The organism is Spongiactinospora rosea (assembly GCF_003315795.1).
In the GTDB taxonomy this organism is placed as follows: domain Bacteria; phylum Actinomycetota; class Actinomycetes; order Streptosporangiales; family Streptosporangiaceae; genus Spongiactinospora; species Spongiactinospora rosea.
The window spans coordinates 1-24149 of sequence record NZ_QMEY01000045.1 but is presented as its reverse complement, the minus strand read 5'-3'; the positions used below and the strand labels follow the sequence as shown (position 1 = coordinate 24149).

The 24149-nt window shown below is 69.6% G+C and carries 15 protein-coding genes; 6 read left to right on the top strand and 9 right to left on the bottom strand.

Going from position 1 to position 24149, the window contains the following annotated elements:
• Positions 1 to 13 precede the first annotated feature (13 nt).
• Together DP939_RS43840 and glgP are read right to left on the bottom strand one after the other, a co-directional pair.
• Entirely contained in the window at positions 14 to 919 is a 906-nt protein-coding gene (locus tag DP939_RS43840) for a MurR/RpiR family transcriptional regulator (protein ID WP_113986769.1), read from the bottom strand.
• Positions 920 to 978: 59 nt separating this feature from the next.
• A complete protein-coding gene (gene glgP / locus DP939_RS43835) occupies positions 979 to 3588 on the bottom strand; it encodes an alpha-glucan family phosphorylase (protein WP_113986768.1) in 2610 nt (869 codons plus the stop codon).
• 396 nt (positions 3589 to 3984) lie between these two features.
• Here glgP and DP939_RS43830 point away from each other — a divergent pair, with 396 nt between their 5' ends.
• The 3 genes from DP939_RS43830 to DP939_RS43820 all read left to right on the top strand — a co-directional run bounded on the left by DP939_RS43830 (position 3985) and on the right by DP939_RS43820 (position 9287).
• Complete coding sequence (locus DP939_RS43830) at positions 3985 to 6120, top strand: alpha-1,4-glucan--maltose-1-phosphate maltosyltransferase (RefSeq protein WP_113986767.1); 2136 nt, start codon at positions 3985 to 3987, stop codon at positions 6118 to 6120.
• Positions 6121 to 6213: 93 nt separating this feature from the next.
• Positions 6214 to 7959, top strand: coding sequence for a maltose alpha-D-glucosyltransferase (gene treS, locus DP939_RS43825; RefSeq protein ID WP_113986766.1), 1746 nt, complete (start codon positions 6214 to 6216; stop codon positions 7957 to 7959).
• Positions 7956 to 9287 carry a maltokinase N-terminal cap-like domain-containing protein gene (locus DP939_RS43820; protein WP_158578999.1) on the top strand — a complete coding sequence of 444 codons (1332 nt, stop codon included), beginning with the start codon at positions 7956 to 7958 and terminating at the stop codon, positions 9285 to 9287. Before treS ends, DP939_RS43820 begins: the two co-directional genes overlap by 4 nt.
• Positions 9288 to 9539: 252 nt before the next feature.
• Here DP939_RS43820 and DP939_RS45790 read toward each other — a convergent pair whose 3' ends face one another.
• From DP939_RS45790 to DP939_RS43800, 3 genes are all read right to left on the bottom strand, one after another.
• Positions 9540 to 10460 (bottom strand): hypothetical protein, encoded by a 921-nt coding sequence (locus DP939_RS45790; RefSeq protein WP_147268393.1) that lies wholly within the window; start codon positions 10458 to 10460, stop codon positions 9540 to 9542.
• The gene (locus tag DP939_RS43805; RefSeq protein ID WP_113986763.1) at positions 10367 to 13384 is read right to left on the bottom strand and encodes a hypothetical protein; all 3018 of its coding nucleotides are present in this window, start codon (positions 13382 to 13384) and stop codon (positions 10367 to 10369) included. The genes DP939_RS45790 and DP939_RS43805 overlap by 94 nt, the downstream gene beginning before the upstream one ends.
• 169 nt (positions 13385 to 13553) lie before the next feature.
• Entirely contained in the window at positions 13554 to 13805 is a 252-nt protein-coding gene (locus DP939_RS43800) for a hypothetical protein (RefSeq protein WP_113986762.1), read from the bottom strand.
• Between the two features lie 307 nt (positions 13806 to 14112).
• Here DP939_RS43800 and glgB point away from each other — a divergent pair, with 307 nt between their 5' ends.
• The 3 genes from glgB to sppA all read left to right on the top strand — a co-directional run bounded on the left by glgB (position 14113) and on the right by sppA (position 20280).
• A complete protein-coding gene (gene glgB / locus DP939_RS43795) occupies positions 14113 to 16284 on the top strand; it encodes a 1,4-alpha-glucan branching protein GlgB (protein WP_113986761.1) in 2172 nt (723 codons plus the stop codon).
• A 183-nt stretch (positions 16285 to 16467) separates the two neighbouring features.
• The gene (locus tag DP939_RS48995) at positions 16468 to 18447 is read left to right on the top strand and encodes a S8 family peptidase (RefSeq protein ID WP_158578998.1); all 1980 of its coding nucleotides are present in this window, start codon (positions 16468 to 16470) and stop codon (positions 18445 to 18447) included.
• 132 nt (positions 18448 to 18579) lie between these two features.
• Positions 18580 to 20280, top strand: a complete 1701-nt coding sequence (sppA, locus tag DP939_RS43785; protein WP_113986759.1) for a signal peptide peptidase SppA — start codon at positions 18580 to 18582, stop codon at positions 20278 to 20280.
• Positions 20281 to 20585: 305 nt separating this feature from the next.
• On the opposite strand, the gene DP939_RS43780 is transcribed toward sppA, so the two are convergent.
• The 4 genes from DP939_RS43780 to DP939_RS43765 form a co-directional block, all read right to left on the bottom strand.
• The gene (locus tag DP939_RS43780) at positions 20586 to 21419 is read right to left on the bottom strand and encodes a patatin-like phospholipase family protein (RefSeq protein WP_113986758.1); all 834 of its coding nucleotides are present in this window, start codon (positions 21417 to 21419) and stop codon (positions 20586 to 20588) included.
• A 146-nt stretch (positions 21420 to 21565) separates the two neighbouring features.
• Positions 21566 to 22048: a flavin reductase family protein gene (locus DP939_RS43775; protein ID WP_113986757.1), complete on the bottom strand. Its 483-nt coding sequence runs from the start codon at positions 22046 to 22048 to the stop codon at positions 21566 to 21568.
• Between the two features lie 872 nt (positions 22049 to 22920).
• A complete protein-coding gene (locus DP939_RS43770) occupies positions 22921 to 23835 on the bottom strand; it encodes an ABC transporter substrate-binding protein (protein WP_113986756.1) in 915 nt (304 codons plus the stop codon).
• A gap of 22 nt (positions 23836 to 23857) precedes the next feature.
• The coding region (locus DP939_RS43765) for a transposase (RefSeq protein ID WP_199565820.1) at positions 23858 to 24149 on the bottom strand (292 nt) is incomplete at its 5' end.

Genomic DNA, 24149 nt, shown 5'->3' with positions numbered 1-24149 from the left:
ACCACCCGCCGATTCAAGGCTTGGTGCGGCCCGAACGCAGGAAGTCGCCGATCGCCGTACGGGTCGCCTGCAACGCCCGCTGTGAGGAGTCGAAGGTGCGCTGCGCGACCCCCACGAACACGCAGTCCACCACCAGCAACTGACTGATCCTGCTGGCCAGCGCCCCCGGCCGGAACGCGGTCTCCCGCCCCGCCGAGATCAGCACATGGTCCGCCACCTGGGCGATCGAGCTGCGCGGATTGTTGGTGATCGCCACCGTGGCCGCCCCCGCGTCACGCGCGTTGCGCAGCGGCCCCAGTACGTCGGGCGTCTCCCCCGAGGTGCTGATGCCCACCGCCACATCGCCCGCCCGCAGCAGTACCGAACTCGTCAGAGCCAGATGCGCGTCCGTGAACGCGTTGCTCGTCATCCCGATGCGCAGCAGCTTCTGCGCCATGTCGGTCGCGACCAGGCCAGAAGCGCCCACCCCATAGACGTCGACGCGGCGGGCCCCGGCGATGGTCTCGACGACCACGCCGAGGCGTTCGGCGGTGAGCTGGGCGACGGTGTCCTCGATGGCCTCCGACTCCGCGCGGGAGACCTTGACGATCACCTCCGACAGCGGATCGTCGGGGGCGAGGTCGCCGGGCACCAGCCGTTCGGCCGGGCGGGCCGCCGAGGCGGCCGCGAGCGCCAGCCGGAGCTGGGGATATCCGGCGAAGCCGAGGACGCGGGCGGTACGCACGATCGTGGCCTCGCTGGTGCCGGAGGCCGCGCTCAGCTCGGTGATGGTGCTGCGCGCGACCATGCCGGGGTCGTCGAGGATCAGCCGGGCGACCGTCTGTGCCGCCGGGGTCAGCGACGGCAGCACCCCCCGTACCGTGGCGACCAGCGTCTCGACCGGAGGCCCCTCACCGGGCCGGGTGGTTTCGTCGTCCATGGCCGCCCTCTGGTGTGCCGGTAACGTGATCGACAGGGCAGCCTACCGCCCGCGCCGGGCTACCGGAGCGTGCCGTTCGTCATGCCCGCAGGCGCCTCGGGCACCGCGATCAGACCCAGCTCGGCCGGGGAGTCCATCAGCGGATGCGCGGGCACCACGCGGATCGTGTAGCCGAAGGCCCCGGTGCGGTCCAGCGGGATCGCCCCGGTGAAGTGCGCCCGGCCGTCGTCGCTGACCGAGTCGATGGCGAAGTCGGCGAAGTCGGGGCGGACGAGTTCGTCGTGCAGGCCCACCTTCCCGTACGCGGCCTGCACGCGTACGTCGCCCGGCTCAAGCTCGCCGAGCGCGATGGTGGCCCGCAGCTCCAGGGTCGCGCCGACCTCCGGCGTGTCGCCCAGCCCGGCGGCCTCCACGTGCTCGACCCGCACCCCGGGCCACGCCTGGGTCACCCGCAGCTTCCAGGCGGCGAAGCCCTTGGCCGCGGCGTGGTCGTCGGCCGCGAGGGCCTGCGCCGAGGCGGCGGCGGGGGCGTAGAGGTCGATCACGTAGTCGCGGAGCATCCGCCCGGCCAGCACCTTGGGGCCCAGCGAGGCCAGCGTGTGCCTGACCATCTCCAGCCAGCGCCGGGGCAGCCCGTCGGCGGCCCGGTCGTAGAAGCGGTCGGCGACCTCCTGCTCGATCAGGTCGTACAGGCCGGCGGCCTCCAGTTCGTCGCGGCGATCGGGGTCGGCGACGCCGTCGGCGGTGGGGATGGCCCAGCCGTTGGTGCCGTCGTACCACTCGTCCCACCAGCCGTCCCGGATGGACAGGTTGAGCCCGCCGTTAAGGGCGGCCTTCATGCCGCTGGTGCCGCACGCCTCCAGCGGGCGCAGCGGGTTGTTCATCCACACGTCGCAGCCCTGGACCAGGAGCCGCCCGAGGTTCATGTCATAGTCGGGCAGGAAGACGATGCGGTGCCGGACGTCCTCGGCGTCGGCGAACTTCACGATCTGCTGGATCAGCTTCTTGCCGCCCTCGTCGGCCGGGTGCGCCTTGCCGGCGATCACGATCTGCACCGGCCGCTGCGGGTGCAGCAGTAGTTCGCGCAGCCGCGCGGGGTCCTTCAGCATCAGCGTGAGCCGCTTGTAGGAGGGCACCCGGCGGGCGAAGCCGATGGTCAGGACGTCGGGGTCGAGGGCGTCGTCGATCCAGCCGAGTTCGGCGACCGAGGCCCCCCGGTCCACCCAGGAGGCGCGCAGCCGCCGCCGGGCCGCGTGCACGAGCCGGGCCCGCAGGGTGCCCCTGATCTCCCAGATGTCCTTGTCGGAGATCTTCTGGACGCTGTTCCAGCCCTGGGCGCTGTCGACCAGGGAGGGGAGTTCGCGACCGGCCAGTTCCATCAGTTCGCGGCCGACCCAGGTGGGTGCGTGCACGCCGTTCGTGATCGAGCCGACCGGTACGTCTTCGAGGTCGAAACCCGGCCAAAGGCCCTGGAACATCCCCCTGCTGACCTCGCCGTGCAGCCGCGACACGCCGTTGACCCGCTGGGCGAGCCGCATGCCCATGACCGCCATGTTGAACATCCCGCGCCCTGACTCGTGCTCCTGCCCGGCCGGGACGGGCTCCTCGCCGAGGGCCAGGATGCGCTCCACCGGCACGGTCGGCCAGGCGTTGTCGCCGCCGAACTGCCGGGCGATCATGTCGGCCGGGAACCGGTCGATCCCGGCGGGCACCGGCGTGTGGGTGGTGAAGACCGTGCCCGCGCGTACCGCCTCCAGGGCCTCGTCGAAGGACAGGCGGCTCTCGGTCAGCTCGCGGATGCGCTCCAGGCCGAGGAACCCGGCGTGTCCCTCGTTGGTGTGGAAGACCTCGGGCTCGGCGTGGCCGGTGATGTCGCAGTACTGGCGGATCGCCCGCACTCCCCCGACGCCGAGCAGCAGCTCCTGCATGAGGCGGTGGTCGGTGCCGCCGCCGTAGAGGCGGTCGGTGATGTCGCGGGCGGCGTTGTCGTTCTCGGCCACGTCGGAGTCGAGCAGCAGCAGCGGGACGCGCCCGACCTGGGCCACCCAGATCTGCGCGTGCATGGTGCGGTCCTGTGGCAGGCCGATGCGGACGCGGGCCGGTACGCCGTCGGCGTCCTTGAGGAGCGTGAGCGGCAGCCCCCCGGGGTCCAGGCTCGGATAGTGCTCCAGTTGCCAGCCTTCGGGGGACAAGGTCTGGCTGAAATAGCCATGCCGATAAAGCAGGCCGACGGCGAGAATGGGGACACCGAGGTCGCTCGCGGTCTTCAGGTGGTCACCGGCCAGGATGCCGAGTCCGCCCGAATACTGCGGGAGCGCCGCGGCTATGCCGTACTCCGGGGAGAAGTACGCGATGGCAGAGGGGGCACGGGGGATGTTCTGGTACCAGCGTGGTGCCGTCATGTACTCCCGCAGGTCGTCTGCGGCATCGGCGAGCCGGCGCAGGAAGCGCCGGTCGCGGGTGAGCTGCTGGAGCCGTCCGGCCTCGACCGCGCCGAGCAGCGCGACCGGGTCGCCCCCGACGCGCTCCCAGGTGTCGGGGTCCACGTCGGCGAAGAGGTCCAGCGTCTCCGGGTGCCACGACCAGCGAAGGTTGTGGACCAGCTCGCCGAGCGCGGCGAGCTCGCGAGGGAGGACGGTGCGTACGGTGAACCTGCGGATTGCTCTCACTCTGCCAGACCCTAGTTACTCTTCGACGTACTGCGCGACCGAAACACCCGTGCTGGGCACATGCCTCTCAACCGTCTCCCCTTACTCAGCGGCAAAACATCTCAAAGCGGAATTCCTGCTCAGCGCCTTGTCGTACCCGGCCTCCCGGATCGTCCCCGGACCTGCCGGGCTGGGGCAACTCGCCCGAGAGGAAGACTTCATGACTCTTTCTCCGGGAGGCATGAAGCCGGGTGATTGGGGCACGTCCTTGGATGAACCACCGACTCCACCCGGGCGCCACCAGGACAACATGTCGCGGCGCATGCTCATGCATGCCCCGGCCATGACCAGAGAAAGATCCGCCCTTCCGGACAATCCCCGGCGGCACCGAGTGCGCCGTCGCTACCTTGAGACGCGATGATTGGACGAATCCCCATACTGGACATCCATCCCGTGGTCGACTGCGGCCGGCGGCCGGCCAAGGCCGCTGCGGGCGAGACCTTCGACCTGGCGGCGACGGTGTTCCGCGAGGGCCACGACGCGGTCGCGGCCGGCGTGGTGCTGACCGATCCAGCGGGCGCGCGCGGGCCGCTGCTGCCGATGCGGGAGATGGCGCCCGGCACCGACCGCTGGGGTGTCCAGGTGACGCTGCCCGATGAGGGCCTTTGGCATTTCCGCGTCGAGGCGTGGGGCGATCCGATCGCCACCTGGCTGCACGACGCCGCCATCAAGATCCCCCGGGGTCTCGACGTGGATCTGATGTGCGAGGAGGGCGCGCGGCTGTTCGAGCGGGCGGCCAAGGCCGTACGCCCGGCCGACTGCCGCGGCGCGCACCCGTCCGCCGCCAAGGCCGAGCCGGTCGCCGTGGGGGCAGGTCGCGGCGGTACGCCCATCGGCGAGCGCGACGCCGAGCCCGCCTGCGGCCACCGCGCCGCGTTGCAGGAGGTCGCGGCCCGGCTGCGGGACGAGAACCTCGACCCGCGGGCGCGGCTCTCGGTGGCGCAGCTCCCGCAGACCGCCGCGCTGCTGGCCGCCCATCCGCTGCGCGACCTGGTGACCACCTCGTCCGAGCACGAGATCCTGGTGCACCGGCGCAGGGCGCTGTTCGGTTCGTGGTACGAGTTCTTCCCGCGCTCCGAGGGCGCGATCGTGGACGACGCCACCGCCCCCAAGTCCGGAAATTTCCGTACGGCGAGCAAGCGGCTCCCCGCCGTCGCCGCCATGGGCTTCGACGTCGTCTACCTGCCCCCGGTCCACCCCATCGGGCTCGCCCACCGCAAGGGCAGGAACAACACCCTGCACCCCGAGCCCTACGACCCGGGATCGCCCTGGGCCATCGGCTCCGAGCAGGGCGGGCATGACGCGATCCACCCTGATCTGGGGGATTTCGCGGATTTCGATGCCTTCGTCCAGCGCACTCGCGAGCTGGGCATGGAGGTCGCGATCGACCTGGCCCTGCAGTGCTCCCCCGACCACCCGTGGGTCAAGGAGCACCCGGAGTGGTTCAACGTACGGGCCGACGGCACGATCGCCTACGCGGAGAACCCGCCGAAGAAGTACCAGGACATCTACCCGCTCAACTTCGACAACGATCCGGAGGGGATCTACGCCGAGGTCAGGCGGGTCGTACGGCTGTGGATGGACCACGGCGTGCGGATCTTCCGGGTGGACAACCCGCACACCAAGCCGGTGAGCTTCTGGGACCGGCTGCTGGCCGACATCCACGCCACCGATCCCGACGTGCTGTTCCTTTCCGAGGCGTTCACCCGACCGGCGATGATGCAGACCCTCGCCAAGGTCGGGTTCCATCAGTCCTACACCTACTTCACCTGGCGCAACTCGCGGGTGGAGGTGGAGGAATACCTCACCGAGCTGTCCAGGGAGACCTCGCACTTCTTGCGCCCGAACCTCTTCGTCAACACGCCGGACATCTTGCACGAGTACCTTCAGCACGGCGGAGTGCCCGCGTTCAAGATCCGGGCGGTGCTGGCGGCGTTGACCGGGCCGACGTGGGGCGTGTACGCCGGGTATGAGCTTGCAGAGAATGTCCCGGTTCGCCCCGGTAGCGAGGAGTACCTGGATAGTGAGAAATATCAATACAAACCGCGCGATTGGGTGAATGCCGAGCGCGAAGGCCGAAGTCTCGCTCCGTTCATCACGCAGCTGAATTTGTTCAGAAGAGCCCATCCGGCCCTGCAAGAATTGCGTAACCTACGGTTTCACAACGTCGATCAGCCAGACATCGTCTGCTTCTCCAAGCGGTTGCCCGCGGAGCGGCAGGGCGGCGCCTACGACGCGTCCGGCGCGCGCCGGCACGGCATAGGCGATGTCGTGCTGGCTGTCGTCAATCTGGATCCGCACAACACCCGCGAGGCGACCGTGTTCTTGGATCTGCCCGCCCTCGGTCTTGACCCGCAGGCCGAGTTCGTCGTGGACGACGAGCTGTCCGGCGAGTCCTACCGCTGGCGTCAGGCCAATTACGTCCGTCTCGATCCGCAGATCCAGCCGGCCCACATCTTCACGGTGCGAGCGGCACCGGCCGCCGTCAGGTAGGCCCGGTGCAGCGAGCGTAGGCAACAGCCCGCGCCGCCGGCCGCCCCCGGCCGCGGAACCGCGAGCGATCGAGACAAGCGGGGAGTCACCACGGTGAGCTCGACACCTCAGCCCGTTCCCAACACGTTCACCCACGAGAAGCCGAACGACCCTTACTGGTACAAGCGGGCGGTCTTCTACGAGGTGCTCATCAGAGGGTTCGCCGATTCCAACGGCGACGGCACCGGAGACATCCGCGGGCTCACCGCGAAGCTCGACTATCTCCAGTGGCTCGGCGTGGACTGCCTCTGGCTGCTCCCCCTGTACGAGTCTCCGCTGCGCGACGGCGGGTACGATATTTCGGACTATATGAAGATCCTTCCGGACTTCGGGGACCTCGGGGACTTCATCAAGCTCGTCGACGAGGCCCACAAAAGGGGTATGCGGGTCATCGCCGACCTCGTTATGAACCACACCAGCGACCAGCACCCGTGGTTCCAGGCGTCCCGGCACGACCCCACCGGCCCGTTCGGCGACTTCTACGTCTGGTCCGACACCGACGACCGCTATCCCGACGCCCGGATCATCTTCGTGGACACCGAGACGTCCAACTGGACCTACGATCCGGTCCGCGGCCAGTACTTCTGGCACCGGTTCTTCTCCCACCAGCCGGACCTCAACTTCGAAAACCCCGACGTCCAGGACGCCATGCTGGAGGTACTGCGGTTCTGGCTGGACCTCGGCATCGACGGGTTCCGCCTGGACGCCGTCCCGTACCTCTTCGAGTCCGACGGCACCAACTGCGAGAACCTCCCGGCCACCCACGCCTACCTCAAGCGCATCCGCACCGAGGTGGACCGCCTCTACCCCGACCGGGTGCTCCTGGCCGAGGCCAACCAGTGGCCGAGCGACGTGGTGGAGTACTTCGGCGACCCGGTGACCGGCGGCGATGAGTGCCATATGGCGTTCCACTTCCCGCTGATGCCGCGCATCTTCATGGCGGTGCGCCGCGAGTCGCGGTACCCGATCTCCGAGATCCTGGCGCAGACCCCCAAGATCCCAGAAAACTGCCACTGGGGGATCTTCCTCCGCAACCACGACGAGCTGACCCTCGAAATGGTCACGGACGAAGAACGCGACTACATGTACTCCGAGTACGCCAAAGACCCGCGGATGCGGGCGAACGTCGGCATCCGCCGCAGACTGGCCCCCCTGCTGGAGAACGACCGCGACCAGATCGAGCTGTTCACGGCACTGTTGCTCTCGCTGCCCGGCTCGCCCGTGCTCTACTACGGCGACGAGATCGGCATGGGCGACAACATCTGGCTCGGCGACCGCGACGGAGTCCGCACCCCCATGCAGTGGACCCCCGACCGCAACGCGGGCTTTTCCGACTGCGACCCCGGCCGGCTGTACCTGCCGGTCATCATGGACCCGATCTACGGATTCCAGGCGATCAACGTCGAGGCCCAGCAGAAGAACCCCGGCTCGCTGCTGCACTGGACCAAGCGGATGATCGAGATCCGCAAACGCCACCCGGTGTTCGGGCTCGGCGCGTTCACCGAACTCAACTCCTCCAATCCCAGCGTGCTCGCCTTCGTCCGGGAACTGGGCGATGACCGGGTGCTCTGCGTGAACAACCTGTCGAGGTTCCCGCAGCCGGTCGAGCTCGACCTGCGGAGGTTCGAGCGGTCGGTCCCCGTGGAATGCATGGGAGGAGTTCCGTTCCCGGCAATCGGCGAGCTTCCGTATCTTTTGACGCTCCCTGGGCATGGGTTCTACTGGTTCACCCTTCCGCCCGTCTCATCCGACAAGACCCCATCCCGTTCCTGTGAGGAAGGACCTGCGACGGCGACGTGACGAACACCTTCGAGGAACTGCTCTCCGGCTGGATCGCCCGGCAACGGTGGTTCGCCGGGAAAGGGCGTGCCATCGAAGAAGTCACCGTCGAGTCCGAGATCGAGATGGCCTCGGGAATGAGCCACCTGATCGTGGCCGTCCGGCAGGGCGAAACCCTGGATCGGTACCAGATCCTGCTGGGGCGCTCTGCTGACGTACCGTCCCGGCTCAGGCACGTGCAGATCGGCCCCGACACCTACGACGCGGCCCACGACTCCGAGGTCACCGGCGCGCTGCTGCGCGCCATGGCCGACGACGCCGACCTCGGGTCCGGCGAGTCGCGGTTGCGCTTCCGGCACATGGCGGACGTCGCCATCGACGTCGGCGCGCGCAGCCTGGTGATCGGGGCCGAGCAGTCCAACACCTCGCTGGTGTTCGGCGACGCGTACATCTGCAAGCTGTTCCGCCGCCTCACGCCCGGCGTCAATCCGGAACTGGAGATCGTCACGGCGCTGGCGGAGCGCGGTTCGGCGCACATCGCCACGCCGTACGGCTGGATCGAGACCGACCTGGACGGCGAGCCGACCACGCTGGCGATCATGCAGGAGTACCTGAGCGTCGCGAACGACGGCTGGGCGCTGGCCCTCACCAGCGTCCGCGACCTCTACGCGTCCCTGCCCGAGGTCGGCGCGGACGAGGCGGGCGGCGACTTCGCCGCCGAGGCGTACCGGCTCGGCACGGCCACCGCCCACGTCCATCGCGAACTGGCCGCGGCCTTCCCCACCGGGGTCGTCGAGCCGCCCGACGTGAAGCGGATGGCCGAGATGCTGCGCCGCCGCCTGGACCAGGCCATCGCGGAGGTCCCCGCGCTCGGCGGACGCGCCGGGATCGCCCACGACGCCTACAACGACCTGGCCGACATCACCGGCCCGGTGCCGGTCCAGCGGGTGCACGGCGACTACCACCTCGGCCAGGTCATGCGCACCCCCACCGACTGGATCGTGCTCGACTTCGAGGGCGAACCGGGCCAGCCGCTGGCCGAACGCCGCGCGCTGTCCTCACCGCTGCGCGACGTCGCCGGGATGCTCCGCTCCTTCGACTACGCCGCCCGCCACATGCTCGCCGACCACCCCGACGCGGCCTCCCTGGAGGACCGCGCCCAGGAATGGGCGGCGCGCAACCGCGCGTCCTTCCTGGCGGGCTACTCCGAGGGCGCGGGCCGCCACCTGGAGGCGGAGGAGGCGGCGCTGCTGCGGGCGCTGGAGCTGGGCAAGGCGGTGTACGAGGTGGTGTACGAGGCCCGCAACCGCCCCTCCTGGCTGCCGATACCGCTGGCCGCCTTCTCCTGACGGGTTACTGCGGGTCGGGGTCGGGGATGACCTCTTCGACATGCCGTATATAGGCATTGGAACGGCGCCTTGTGCGCTCGAAGATGAATTCGTTGGAGAGCCCACGTGCTTGGAAGATGGGGATGGCCTCGACCATGTCAGGGGCATCTGCGGTCAGCGAACCGTCGGGGTGGAGGGTCATGAGCCGATATCTCTCCCCCGTGGCCGTGTCGACTGCGTAGAGGATGCGAGTGGGCATTTCAACCCTCCGGTTCACGCACGCCAGCGGCTGTGTTTCTTCACTTCCGCGAAACGCTTCATCATATCATCGTACCACTCTTGCCGGGAGGGGATGAATTCTGAGCGGACGGCTTTGAGCGCCTCCTCCATCCGCTCGACATCAGCACGACTCAGGTCGTTTTTGCGCCAGCGATCGTTCGCGAAGTCATAGTACTCTCTGCCGAACGTTTGATATCCCCAGTCAGGTAGGCTCTTGCCGGCATCCGACCATGCTTCACCCTGGTCGATTCCGACGACCTCGCCATCAACGACCTTCCAGTTACCTGGGTTTCTGTCCTCGTTGCCGATCAGGACGTCGAGCAGTCCGAGACGCTTTCCCGACGGTGTGCTCATCAGCCGCTCCTGCTCCCGCTCGTCGCCCTGCAGGGTTCGCCCAGGGATCCCTCCGACATAATCCATCAACAGCTCGGTCTCCGAATAGCGGAACGCCGCGGGCACCTTTGCTCCGACCGCACGAGCGACGAGGAAGGCCAGCCGTTCCGCGTCGGCGCGATCATCTGCGCTCCGCATGAACCGGCGCGCCGACGGAGTGGCGCTGGGCATGTCGGGTGTGTCATCAAAAGCGACTTTGCGAACCGCCTTTTTACCGGATGCGAATGTAAGCAATTCCACCTCTGATGAGCCGTCATCAAAAGGCGTCTTCTTGGTGTCCAGCCGGTTCAGCCCCTTGGCCAGTTCTACGAGGTGCCTGATTCCGTCGTAGGTCTTGTGCCAGAGATTGACCGGCCCGCTGGTCTCCTCCGGGCTGTTCACGGCGGCGAACCGGATCGTGGTCCTGGTCGGCCCGAAGTGCTCGATGATCAGCGACAGCCGCTTGAGCGCGTGCCTGCGCCGGATCGGCCCCAGCTTCTCATCGATCCCGTCCAGGGACGCCCCGGGCCGTACCAGGGCCACCGCCTCCCGGAGGGCCGCGGCCACCGAACCTTCGCCCGATCGTCACGCTTGTCCTTGCCGGGCCTCCGGGGCTTTATGGGGTCGTGCGGCCTGCTCGGTCTGCGCGGCCTTTGGGGCCTTCGCGGCGTACGGCCACGGGGACGCTCCGGCTTGCGGGTCCGGGGCTCCTTACGCGGCCGGGGCTTCTTGGGGTCGGGCTTGCCCTTGTGCTTCTGCCAGAGCTGCTTGATCAGCCCGACGATCTTGTCGACCACCCGGTCGATGGCGCGGTTCACCGGCCGGGACAGCTTCTGGATGATCTGCCGGACCTTGCCCGCGATGCCGCCGATGCCCAGCAGCGCCGCCAGCGCGCCGATCAGCACCGGGATGGACTTGGCCAGCGCGCGTTCCACCAGCACAGGAACCCCGCCGCTGCCACCCCGGGCGATGGCGATCACCGCGTCCAGCACCGCGTTGACGAACTCGATGATCTGGCGGGCGTTGGTCACGATGAACCGGATGATGTCGATGATCATCTTGCAGGCGCGGATGAACGCCGACGCCGGGTTGAACAGCGACACGATCCAGGTGATCCCGGCGATGACGATCGTCGGTAGCAGGTAGGAGACCAGGTCGGAGATCAGGGTCTTCTTGAGGTCGCCGACGTAGGTCTTCAGGTCGTCCCACATCCCGGCCACGCCCCGCCGCCTGACCTGGGCGACGAGCGGTACCGCGGTCTCCGCCGCGACGATGGCCTGGTCGGGGACCCTGCGAGCCAGCCGGGCGCGGATGTTCGGCCAGGACAGGCCCAGCAGGGCGGCGATCATCGTGAGGATGCCGAGGACGTCGAAGCCGGCCGGAAGTCGCAGCCCGGCGGCGGCGCCCGCGCCGAGCAGCCAGGTCAGCACGCCCGCTTCGAGGTGGCGGCCCGCGTTCTTCATGAACAGCTTGAGGCCGCCGCCGACACCCGTCACCAGATTGCCCAGGAAGCCGATCGGGTCCTTCAGGATCGCGCCGATGGCGGACACCGCCTTGCGGAGTACGCCCATCAGCATCCGGCCGAGTTCGATGATCGTCTTGATCACGCCGCCGATGGCATCCGCGGCCTTGGCCACCAGGCCCTTGTTCTTCTCCTTTTCCTGCGCTATCTCCTCATCGACCGACTTCACCGCGTCGGTGTACTTGGTGGCCAGGGTGTCGACCAGTTCGGTGCCCTTGTCGTCGACGCTTTCCTTGAGTTCGTCGAATTTTCCGGCGAAGTCGGTGGCGGCCTCCCGGCCGATGGCCTTCAGATCCGCGGGCAGCTTGTCCACGGCCGCCTTCAGTTCCTTGCGGCCGGTCGCGATGCGGTCCTTGGCGCGCTTCAGCTCGGCTTCGACGGTGTCGGCGATCTCGGAGATGATCCGGTCCATCGCCGCCAGATAGCCGTCCTTCGCGCGCTCGTATATCCGGTTCGCCTCTTCGGGCAGGCCCGCGAACAGGTCGCGCACCCAGCGGGCCTTGCCGGTGAGGCCGCTGTAGCGCGCGTCCTTGTAGCGGCGCATGCCCTCTTCGTGGTCGGCGGTGAAGCGGTCCCGGGCGCGCTTTTCCTTCGTGGCGAACTCGTCATCGACCTTCTTGTCCAGATCCGTGAGGATCTTTTCCACGTCGGACTTCGTCTGGTCGAAGACCTTCTGCAGAAGTTCGGTGACCTGTTTGCGCTTGTCCTCGTCCTTGGATTTCGTACCGGCCTTGCCCGTGCCCACCTGCCGGCCCGTCGCCACGCGGGTCGCGTGAATGCCCGCCATCGCGGCCGGACCACGGGTGGCGGCGGTGTTCTTGACCTGGGCGAGTTCGCGGGACTCTTCGGCGCGCAGTTTCCCGGGGGCGGTCGCCGAATGCGCCTCCATGGTCTTCTTGTCTTTGACCGCCGCATCGAACTGCGGCTCGCGGGAGTTCTGGAACGCCAGTTGGCCCTCGGTGACCTTCGCCTCGGCCATCTGCCGTTCGACCTGCTCAGGACCGGCCGACAGGTCCGTGGCCGACGGAGGCAGGCGGTCGGGGGCGGCCTGGTTCGGGTTCGGCGCGCCCGGCCTGCCGGGCACCTGGTCCGGGGCCATCGGGACGACCTGCTTGGCGTCCGGCGCGGGCTGCGGTACCTGGGCTGTGGTGTCGGCGATCTCGCGCGCGGAGGCGTCCTTGCCCTCGCCGACCTTGCCCTGGACCTCGGTCCTGACCTCGTCGGCCTTGCCCGATTCGCTGAACTTGTCCGCCTCGTCGAGGTTCTTCGGGGCCCGGTCCGCGACCGCTTTTCTGACCGCCTCGATGAACGCCTGCTTGTCGAACTCCTTCGGCCGGGCGGCGTCCATGTCCTCGGCGTGCGCCGCCTTGCCGCGCGCCTCGCGGTCATCGGCGGGCGGCTCGGCCGCGGCCTGTGCCGAACCGGCCTCCACGGTGGCGGGCGGGTGGCTGGAGCCGATCGCCTTCTTCTTGGCGGTGACGTCTTTCTTCAGCGCCTGGAATTTCGGGTCCGCGCCCGGCGAACGCGGGCCTGCCTTTTCCTTCCCGGCCCCCTTTTCGGGGCGCTCCGCTTTCTCGGGCAGGTCCTTTTTCTCCGGGCCCTGGGCGGCGGGAGCCCTGGCCTTCGGGCCGACCGGCCTGGCCGGTGGCGGCTTTCTGACGGCGGGAATAGCCGCGGCCTGGTACGCGATGGCCTGGTTGCCCGCCAGGTTCTGCCCGGCCAGCAGCATCCGCCCCGTCCACCCGGACGGCTGCGGCTTCGCGTCCCGTGGCAGACCGCCCAGCGCCGCCGCCATTGCGGCGTTGCCGACGTGGGAGCGTGCGCGCACGACGTCCGCCGTACTGCGCTCCATCGCCGGCCGACCGGCGGACCGGCGCGCGTCCACCATCGGCGACACGGACGACGTGCGCGGTTTCGGCAGGCGCGTCTTCTCGGGACCGGGCATCCAGCGCCTTTTCTGGTCGGCTCCACCTACCAGGACGCAACAGGATGACATCGGGCACGTCGCGGCACCGCGTTCACGGCGTCGCACGAACGTCGCCGCCGGTCGATTCGACGTCCCGGGCCGGTTCGCGTCTCCCGTCGCACGCGAACCGGCCCGGGTCGTTCAGCCATTAAGCGATGCGCCCCCGGTACTCGACCGGGCCCTCACCAGGGAACCGGGCCGTTCCCTCGAACCTGCTGCCACCGTCGAAGAAGGTCACCGAGCCACTGCCCTCGTCGCCGCTCCACGTGACGGTGGTGCCCGTCGAAGGCCGGCCGTCCGCCGGGACGACGTCATTGCGGTTGGCGATACTGATGGTCAGCGGCCGGTCCGGCTGCCAGCCGCCACCGCCCGTGTGAATTTCGGTGTTGTACCTGGCCATTGCTCTCCTTCGCTCGACATCGAGATGAAGGCGCGCCCGATGACCGCGACCGCCTGCGTTCACGGCTATTGTCTCCTCACCCCGCTTCTTCGTAGAGTTACTAATGGATCTCTCAGGGTGAGGATGATGTGACGCCTGTGGCGATTGATACGCATGTGCGGCGGCGTCCACAGGGCCTTGCCGTAGGTGAGGATCTGGGCCCCATCCACCGTGAAGGTGCCGAAGTAACCCGCCGGACATGCAGATCTTTCCTGAGACGTCACGGGAAAACGTGGGTTGAATCCCCTCGCTCGGGCAGGGTTAGAGCATGCGGGACAACACGGAGCTTGACCGGCTGGCGGGTGGCGCGCACCACGATCCCCATTCCATCCTCGGGGCTCACCCCGGCCCCGGTGGGGTGACGTTCAGGGCGCTGCGACCGCTGGCGGAGCAGGTCGAGGTGGTGCTGGAGGGCGGCGCGCGGCATGCCATGCGGCATGTGGCGCACGGGGTGTTCGAGGTCGTCGTGGGCGGGCTGGACAAGATCCCGGCCTATCGGCTGAGCGTGAGGTATCCGGGCGGCGAGCCGTACGAGAGCGGCGACCCCTACCGGCACTGGCCGACGCTCGGCGAGGTGGACCTGCACCTGATCGGGGAGGGCCGGCACGAGCGGCTGTGGGAGGTCCTCGGCGCGCGGGTGATCCGGCACGACGACGAGGACGGCACCGCGTTCTCGGTGTGGGCGCCGAACGCGCGCGGGGTGCGGGTCGTCGGCGATCTCAACCACTGGGACGGTTCGGGGCATCCGATGCGGTCCCTCGGGCGGTCCGGGGTGTGGGAGCTGTTCGTACCCGGCGCGGCGGCGGGCGAGCGGTACAAGTTCGCGGTCCTCGGGGTGGACGGCGTCTGGCGGATGAAGGCCGACCCGATGGCCCGGCGTACCGAATGCCCGCCCGCGACCGCCTCCGTGGTGGACGGCTCGGCCTACGCCTGGCGCGACGACCGGTGGATGCGCGAACGCCCGTCGCGGCGGACGCTCGCCGAGCCGATGAGCGTCTACGAGGTGCACCTGGGGTCGTGGCGGCCCGGACTGTCCTATCGCGAGCTGGCCGTGCAGCTTGTGGAGTACGTCCGGGACATGGGTTTCACGCATGTGGAGTTCCTGCCGGTGGCCGAGCATCCGTTCGGTCCGTCGTGGGGGTACCAGGTCACGTCCTACTACGCGCCGACGGCGCGGTTCGGCTCACCCGACGACTTCCGCCATCTGGTGGACGAGCTGCACCGCGCCGGGATCGGGGTGCTCCTGGACTGGGTGCCCGCGCACTTCCCGATGGACGACTGGGCGCTGGCCAGGTTCGACGGCACGCCCCTGTACGAGCACGCCGATCCCTTCCGGGGCGAGCATCCCGACTGGGGCACGTACGTCTTCGACTACGGACGTGCCGAGGTGCGTAACTTCCTGGTGGCCAACGCGTTGTACTGGCTGAAGGAGTTCCATGTGGACGGCCTGCGGGTCGACGCGGTCGCCTCGATGCTCTACCTGGACTACTCCCGCCGCGAGGGCGAGTGGACCCCCAACATCCACGGCGGCCGGGAGAACCTGGACGCGGTGGAGTTCCTCAAGGAGATGAACTCCGTCTGCTACCGCGAGGCCCCGGGGATCGTGACGATCGCGGAGGAGTCCACGGCGTGGCCGGGGGTGTCGCGTCCGGCGTACCTGGGCGGGCTCGGGTTCGGCTTCAAGTGGAACATGGGCTGGATGCACGACACGCTCGCGTACCTGCGGCACGAGCCGGTCTTCCGCCAGTACCACCACCACCAGATGACCTTCTCCCTGATGTACGCGTACTCGGAGAACTTCGTGCTGCCCCTCTCCCACGACGAGGTGGTGCACGGGAAGGGGTCGCTGCTGGGCAAGATGCCCGGCGACGAGTGGCAGCGGTTCGCCAACCTGCGGGCGCTGCTGGCGTTCATGTGGGCGCATCCGGGCAAGCAGCTGCTGTTCATGGGCGGGGAGTTCGGCCAGGGTTCGGAGTGGTCGGAGGAGCGCGGCCTGGACTGGTGGGTACTCGACTTCGACGTCCACAAGGGCGCGCAACTGCTGGTCCGCGACCTGAACCGGATCTACCGCGACACCCCGGCGCTGTGGGAGCAGGACGCCGCTCCGGAGGCGTTCCGCTGGATCGACGCCGACGACGCGCCGGGGAACACGTTCTCGTTCCTGCGGTACGCGCGCGACGGGTCGGCGCTGGCCTGCGTCGCGAACTTCTCGGGGTCGCCGCACGACGACTACCGGCTGGGGCTGCCGTACGGGGGGCAGTGGGAGGAAGCCCTCAACACCGACGCCTACGAGTACGCGGGCAGCGGCATCGGCAACCTGGGCGATGTGCGGGCGGTGGAGTTCTCCCACCACGGGCTGCCGTACTCGGCCCGGCTGCGCGTGCCGCCGCTCGGCGCGGTCTGGCTGCGCCACCCGGGGCCCGCCGAGGAGGCGACCTGACCGGCTGCACTACTATCTGAACGCTCGGCCCTCCGTCAGCGTCACGCGGCGGGGGGTCGAGCCATGTCAGGGGCATGCCGGTCATACGGACACGGTCTTATGTACCTTTCGCCCTTCTCTCCGGGGGAAGATCAGCTTTAGACTCCCAAGCGGATTATGTGCCTCCTTGCCCCCGGAGGAAGTGTGCGGTTCCGACGCGTGGCCGTCTGTTCGCTCCTGCTCGCACTATTGCCCGCCGCCCCTGCGATGGCCGCCGATCCCCCGGCGGAACCCAAGATCGAGATGGGCCTGCGCGCCGAGGCCGAGGCCCGGCCGGTCCGGGCGATCGTGGAACTGCGCGATCCGGCCGCCGCCGCGCCCCTGGCGGAGCGGGCCGAGCGCGCCCCCGGCGCGGAACGTGCCGACGTGGCATTACGGGCGGCGCCCCGCGACCGCCCGTTCATCGTCGTCACGGGCGGCGCCGAGGCGTTGCGGAGCCTCGCGGACGACCCACGGGTGCTCTCGATCCACAAGGACCACGCCTACCCGCCCGCGCTGGCCCAGACGATCAAGGTCATCGGGGCCGACCGGGCGCACGCCGAGGGCGTACAGGGCACGGGCACGGCCGTGGCGGTACTGGACACCGGGGTTGATCGCGACCATCCGGCGTTCGCGGGCAGGATCGTCGCGGAGGCGTGCTTCTCGGCGACCGGCGAGGAGGGCATGACGCTCGAATCGCTCTGCCCCGACGGGCAGGACACCCAGATCGGGCCGGGCGCGGCCGACGCCGAGACGGCCCGATGCCTAGAGGGCGGCGTCAACCTGTGCGACCACGGCACCCATGTGGCCGGGATCGCGGTGGGCGCGGCGGCGGCCGGGGCGCCGGGGCCGGGGGTCGCGCCGGGCGCGAACCTGGTCGCCGTACAGGTCTTCAGCAAGGCCCACGACCAGGAGACCTGCGGAATCCCTGGGACCTGCCTGCTCGCCTTCGAGTCCAGCCTGCGGCTGGCGTTCGACCACCTCGGTACGCTCGCCGCCGCGCACCGGATCGCGGCGGTGAACCTGAGCGTCGGCGGCGGCCCGTCCGACACCGCCTGCGACGACACCGAGGAGGGGCGGAGCCTCAAGCCGAAGATCGACGCGCTGCTCGGACAGGGCGTACCGACGGTGGCGGCGGCGGGCAACGAGTCGTTCGAGGGCGCGGGGTTCCCCGGGTGCATCTCCTCGGCGGTGACCGTGGGCGCGACGGACGACGCCGACGCCATCGCGCCGTTCTCCAACCAGGGGGCGCTGCTGGACCTGTTCGCGCCCGGCGTGGACGTGACCTCGGCGGTCCCCGATGACACCTACGCGACCTACAGCGGCACCTCGATGTCGGTCCCGCATGTGGCGGGGGCGCTGGCGCTGCTGCGCCAGAAGTTCCCCGGCGACTCGGGGGCGGCCCTGGTGGAACGGCTGAAGGCCGCGGGGCGCAAGGTCGTCTACGGTACGGTCACCACGCCGCGGATCGACGTCCACGCGGCCCTCACCGGTACCGAACCCTCCCCGCCGGTCACCCACTCCCCCGTGGAACCGGCCCCCGAGCCCGAACCTGAGCCAGAACCGGCACCAGAACCGGAGCCCGCGCCGGAGCCGGAACCCGAGCCTGAGCCTCAGCCTCAGCCCGGCCCGACCACGGACCCGCCGGCGCCACCGGCCCCCGAGCCGACGCCCGAGGTCACCGTCACCGTGACGGTCACGGTCACGCCCGCGCCCAAGCCGCGCCCCGCCCCGGCGGTGTGCACGCGCGGCAAGGCCAGGACCGCGCTCACCGCCGCCGCCTGGGCCGCCGAGACCCGCAAGGGCGGCCAGAGGGTGACCGACGCGACGCTCGCCTGCTACCTGAGCCTGGTGAAGCGGGCCAGCAAGGTCTTCCCCGAGGTCGCCAAAATGTCCACGCCGTCCTCCGCGGGCAAGGTACTGCGGTCCAAGGCCAAGGCGGGCCGGGCGGCGCTGGACCGCGAGCTGCTGGCCGCGTGGCTCAACTGGGCGTACGGCGCGCGCAACACCACCGCGAAGATCACCGGCTCCACCACGCTGAAATCGGCGCTGACCACGGCCGAACGGCGGCGGCTGAGCGGGAAGGCCACCTCCGCCCAGCTCACGCGATCCATATCGACGCTCAGGAAACATGTGAACAGGTAGATAAGGCAGATAAAGGCAGATACAGGTAGATGTCGGGGCGTGGCCGTGGGGTTCGTCCACAGGCCACTCGTTCATCCACAGGCGAGCGCTCGGCGAGCGCTCGACCGCACGTAGTCGCTTAGGGTGGGGCTCATGGACGCGAGCAAGGCGATCATCGAAACCGTCGACCGGCTCCGGCAGCGTCGCACCGCGCCGCTGGTCCTGGAGCTCGACCTCACCGAGGGGGTCACCGAGGGCCCACCGGCCGATCCACTGAGCGCCGTGCTCTCCATGCGCCGGGCCCGCCTCACCGACCTGCTGTCCGGCCTCCGGCGCGCGGCGGCCGACTCCAGGGTCAAGGCGCTGGTCGTCAAGGTCGGCGGCCGGCCGCTCGGGCTCGGCACGGTCCAGGAGCTGCGCGCGGCCATCACGCGCTTCCGGTCCTCGGGCAAGCTGACGGTCGCCTTCGCGGAGAGCTTCGGCGAGTTCGGCGCGGGCACGGTGCCCTATTACCTGGCCACCGCCGCCGAGCGGGTCTACCTGCAGCCGTCCGGCGACCTCGGGCTGACCGGCATCGCCATGGAGCAGCGCTTCCTGCGCGGCGCGCTCGGCAAGGTCGGGGTCGAATACCAGCTCGGCCAGCGGCACGAGTACAAGACCGCGGCCGACATGTTCACCCAGGAGCGGATGACCGAGCCGCACCGCGAGTCGCTGACCCGCATCGCCGGGTCGGTGACCGAGCAGATCGTCTCGGCCGTCGCGGCGAGCCGCAGGCTGGATGAGGCGACGGTCCGCGGGCTGATCGACCAGGGGCCGTTCATCGGCGCCGAGGCGGTGGAGCACGGCCTGGTGGACCGGCTGGCCTACCGCGACGAGGTCTACGACGACGTGCTCGCCGCCGCGGGCGAGGGAGCGCACCTGCAGTTCGTCTCCCGCTACGCCAGGGGCGCGCTGGCCAAGCGGCTGCCCAAGCCCGGCGAGCCGGTGGTGGCGCTGGTGCACGGCAGCGGCCCGATCCGGCTGGGGCGCAGCGGGCGCGGGCCGCTCGGCGGGGGCGGTTCGATGGGGTCCGACACGATCTGCGCGGCACTGCGCGCGGCCCGGCGCGACGAGCACGTCAAGGCCGTCGTCTTCCGGGTCGACAGCCCCGGCGGCTCTTACGTGGCCTCCGACGCGGTGTGGCGCGAGGTCGTGCTGACCCGCAAGACCGGCAAGCCGGTGATCGTCTCGATGGGCGACGTGGCGGCCTCCGGAGGCTACTTCGTGTCCATGGCGGCCGACGTGATCGTGGCCCAGCCCGGCACGCTGACCGGCTCCATCGGGGTCCTCGGCGGCAAGCCGGTGGTCGGCGGGCTGCTCGACCGGCTCGGCGTGGGTGTCGAGACGGTGCGCGAGGGGGCCAACGCGGGGATGTTCTCCACCTCCGAGGCGTTCTCCGAGTCCCAGTGGGAGCGGGTCAACGCCTGGCTCGACCGCATCTACGACGACTTCGTGACCAAGGTGGCCGAGGGCCGCGGCCTCGACCGCGACCGGGCACACGAGCTGGCCAAGGGCCGCGTCTGGACCGGCGCCGACGCCCACGGCGGCGGCCTGGTCGACGAGCTCGGCGGCCTCACCGACGCACTCGCCCTGGCCAGGAAGAAGGCCGGACTCCCCGAAGACGCCACCGTCCGCACCTTCCCCCGGGTCAACCCTCTGGAGCGCCTGCGTCCCCCCGAGTCCAGCGAAGACCGCTCCGCGGCCCTCGCCCGCGTCCGCCTGGAAGCCTGGGGCCCCCTCGCCGGCCTGGCCACCTCCCTCGGCCTCCCCACCTACGGCCCCCTCCAGCTCCCCGGCACCTGGACGATCACCTGACCCACCCCCACGCCCAGGATCGCGTCCCACGGAGTGGCGAGATCGCCAATCGGAGGAAGCCACTACTGATCAACCCCTATCCGCAGAAGGCGCGAAACCCGGCGGCCGGGCACGAAGAGCAGGCGAAGGCCCACGCCCAGGCAGCGCCCCCCGTGCGAACACGTACTCACGCGGTGCGAGGGCACGCGAACGCCAGTCAGGAGAGGGTGTCGGCTGTACCAGTCGAAGTGCGGCGGCGCGTACAACCTAGCGTGCGGAGTTCTGCGGGCCCCGGCCGCAGGGGCTCGACACGGGCAGCCGCCGAGTCAGGCCCGCTCGGAACGTCCCGGCAGGTGCGGCCTGATCCGGTCGGCGATGCCGGCGGACTGACGGTGTCCGGACTTGTACACCTGGGCCCATCGGCTCCGGTCGCCGACGTCCGGCCCGAACGCCTCAAGCGCGGCCCGATCGGGACCGATCCGCACATCGGCCTCAACCGGTGTGGCCGCAAGCAGGTGCCCGATCGGTTCGATGAGGATGAGCGTGCCCGCACCGTCGGCGAGTCGAGCGTTGGAGCCTCCGCCGAGCGCGCCGTCCATGTACCGATGCCCGTCGATGGTGATCGGGACCGCGTAGCCGGGTGCGGCGCTGCTGGCGGCGACGGCTGCGTGGAGCGGGACGCCGCTGTCACGGCTCCAGGCCACCCGCTCGCCGCTTTCGGCGTCCACGGCGGTGATCAGTAGCGGGATGTCGGGCCAGGTCCGGGTGCCGATGAGGTGTTCCATGGCGGTCAGATGCTGTTCCTCCGGCAGCGCGTCAGCCTGCAGGGCGAGCGCGCCGACCTGGCGCAGTGCCTCGTTCGGATCGATGCCGGGCGCGTTGAGGATGTGCAGGACGCGCGGCATCACGGTCGGGTCCCCGGCCCGCCTGCCCGGCGGCGCCGGCGGCAGGTCGGCGACTTCGCCCAGGTCGCGCCCGGCGGACAGGACGGCCCCGGCGATCGCGCCCGCGGAGGTACCGATGAGCAGATCGGCGTCGGCCAGGTCCACGCCCGCCCTGCGCAGCCCCGCCGCCAGGCCGAGGAGCCAGGCGGTACCGACCGGGCCCCCAGGTCCAAGGACGACGGCCGTGGCGGACTCGCCGGCAGTGAGGATGATCATGCCGTGATGCTACAAGCCCACATCTGCCGCCGGCATTGGATCACGATCTGGGGCTAGCGAGCCGCCCACCGCGGCTCAATCCACCGCATTCCCGCCCCAGGGAGCAGGCGATGCCCGGGCGCGGGAAGGGCCGCCAAGGGCGGGGGTCAGGTGGGGAGTGGGCGGTAGCGGCCGCGGAGGCGGATGAGAGGAGAGGCGGAGGGGTCGAGGTAGTCCACGGTCAGCACTTTGGCGATGAACAGAGTGTGGTCTCCGGCCGGGACCACCTTGGTGGTCTCCGCCTCCAGGGCGGCCACGCCGCCCTCTATGACGAGGGCGTCGGTGTGGTCGCCGCGGTGGTGAGGAGTACCGGCCACGAGGAGGCGGGCGCTGGGGCGGCCCGGGGTGGCGAACCTGCTGGCCATGGTCGATTGCCCGGCGGAGAGCAGGCTCACCGCCCAGAGGTCCCTGCGCAGCATGACCTCGCAGACGTAGCCGCCGTTGGCCAGGCTGACCAGCACCAGCGGCGGGTCCAGCGACACCGACATCACCGCCGAGACGGTGACACCGATGTCGTCACGGTCGTCCTGGACCGTGACGACGCCGACTCCGGCCGCCAACTGGGCCATCGCCTCAACGAACTGCGACATCCGCCACCCGACCCCACCGCACTCCCGAACGCGGCCGGCATGCCGAACCCTCGGCCACCACCCGCGTCACCACCTCGATCATTCGCCCGACCGCCCGCCGCAACACCACACCATTACACAGCCGGCAGGATGAGACCCTAGCCGCGGGTCAGGCGATCACCGTCCCCAACCCTGACAACCGGCCCCGCCCCCACTGAACCTTTCTCAACCGATCGCTTGGACCAGCTCAGGGGCGTCTCCGTCGGGCTCGGGCCGGGCCTGATACCGCGGCAGGACGCCTGGTCAAGCGGATATGGCATCTCGCATACCGCCTCTGACCTGGGAACCTGAGGTTGAAAAAGGTTCACTGCACACCAGGGCACGGCCAGGAGATCGAGATGCCATCGGCCATCAGGCTCCACCACGCGCACGGGGGCGATCAAGCACCCGGGACCCCGGCGGTCGTCAGCACGGCGAACCGCCGCAGCCATCATCCGGCCCCGGACACCCAGGCCACAAAAGATCAAGACGACATCGGCCCCCCGGCTCCACCACACAGCCGAGTCCCCAGAACCCCGGCCGTCATCGGCACGGCGAACCGCCGCGGCCATCACCCGACCCGGGACATCTCGACCGCGACCAGAACGCCCGGGCCGCAACGTTCCGCAGGAGAGCCGCCATGTCGTGTGCTCGGACACCCTGATCACGACCGGGCAGCGGGGTGCGCCACACGGCCGAAGGCCGCCGGGTGCCCGGGGCGTCGTGGCGGCGATTCGAGCAGGGCGGTCGGGGCCGGGACGTCTCAAGCTTTACGGGCGGGTATAAGGGCCCAGCGCTCGGCCAGGCCCTTGTCCCCCGCACGTTCTACCGTTGCCCGGGCACCGGCGAAAGGGTCAGACGAGGCCGTTCTGCTTGAGCCATTCGGCGGCCACGACGGCCTCCTCGTCCTTGTTGACGGAGATCTTCTCCATCATCTGGGTGAGGTTCTCGGTGGTCAGCTTGGCAGAGACCGCGTTGAGGGTGCTGGTGATGGTGTCGGACTGGGCGGCCTTGTTGACCAGTGGGGTGACGTTCTGGGCGCCGAAGACGTTCTTGGGGTCCTCCAGCGACACCATCTGGTTGATGATGATCTTGGGGTCGGTGGTGAACACGTTGCCCGCCTGGACGGTGCCCTCCTTGATGGCGTCGGCCGTGGCCGCGCCGGTGGGCTTCCACTCCTTGAATTCCAGGCCGTAGACGTCCTTGAACTGCTGCTGCCTGCGCTCCTTGAACTCCGGCGGCCCGCCCACCGTCATGTCCTTGGAGACCTTGGCCAGGTCTTCGATGCTGGTCAGGGAGTGCTTCTGGGCGGTGTCCTTGGTGACCGTCAGGGAGTCCTTGTCCTCGGCCGGGGAGGACTCCAGCAGCGTGAGCTCGGGGGGCAGTTTGGTGGCGAGGGCGCTGTTGACCTCTTCGGTCGTGGCGGCCGTGGCCTTGGGGTCGAGGTAGGCGAGGAGGGCGCCGTTGTACTCGGGCAGCACGGTCAGGCCGCCGCCCTTGATCTGGTTGTAGACGACCTCGCGGCTGCCGATGTTGGCCTTCTCCTCGACCTTGACGCCCTTGGCGGTGAGCGCCTGGGCGTAGATCGAGCCGAGCAGGACGCTCTCCGGGAAGTCGAAGGAGCCGACGATCGCCTTGCCCCCGCCCGGCGAGCCGCTGGTGGTGGCCGTGGTCGTCCCGCCGCCGGCCAGCGGATCTTGGCCGCCGCAGGCGGACACGGCGAGCATGGCCGTGAGGAACACCGCCACGGAGCCGAATACGCGTCGCATCGTACTGTTTCCTTTCCTAGTGTCATGCGCCAGAAATCCGTCGCAGATATTTAGCGAGGGATTCGAGGATCTCCTCGGCGGTCTTCTTCCACACGAACGGGCGCGGGTTGTCGTTCCACTGGTCGATCCAGGCGCGGATGTCCTTCTCCAGAGCTTGGACGCTCTTGTGCACTCCGCGCCTGATCATCTGATCGGTCAGGAAGCCGAACCACCGCTCCACCTGGTTGATCCATGAGGACCCGGTCGGCGTGAAGTGCATGTGGAAACGGGGATGACCGGCCAGCCACGCCCTGATCGCCGGGGTCTTGTGCGTG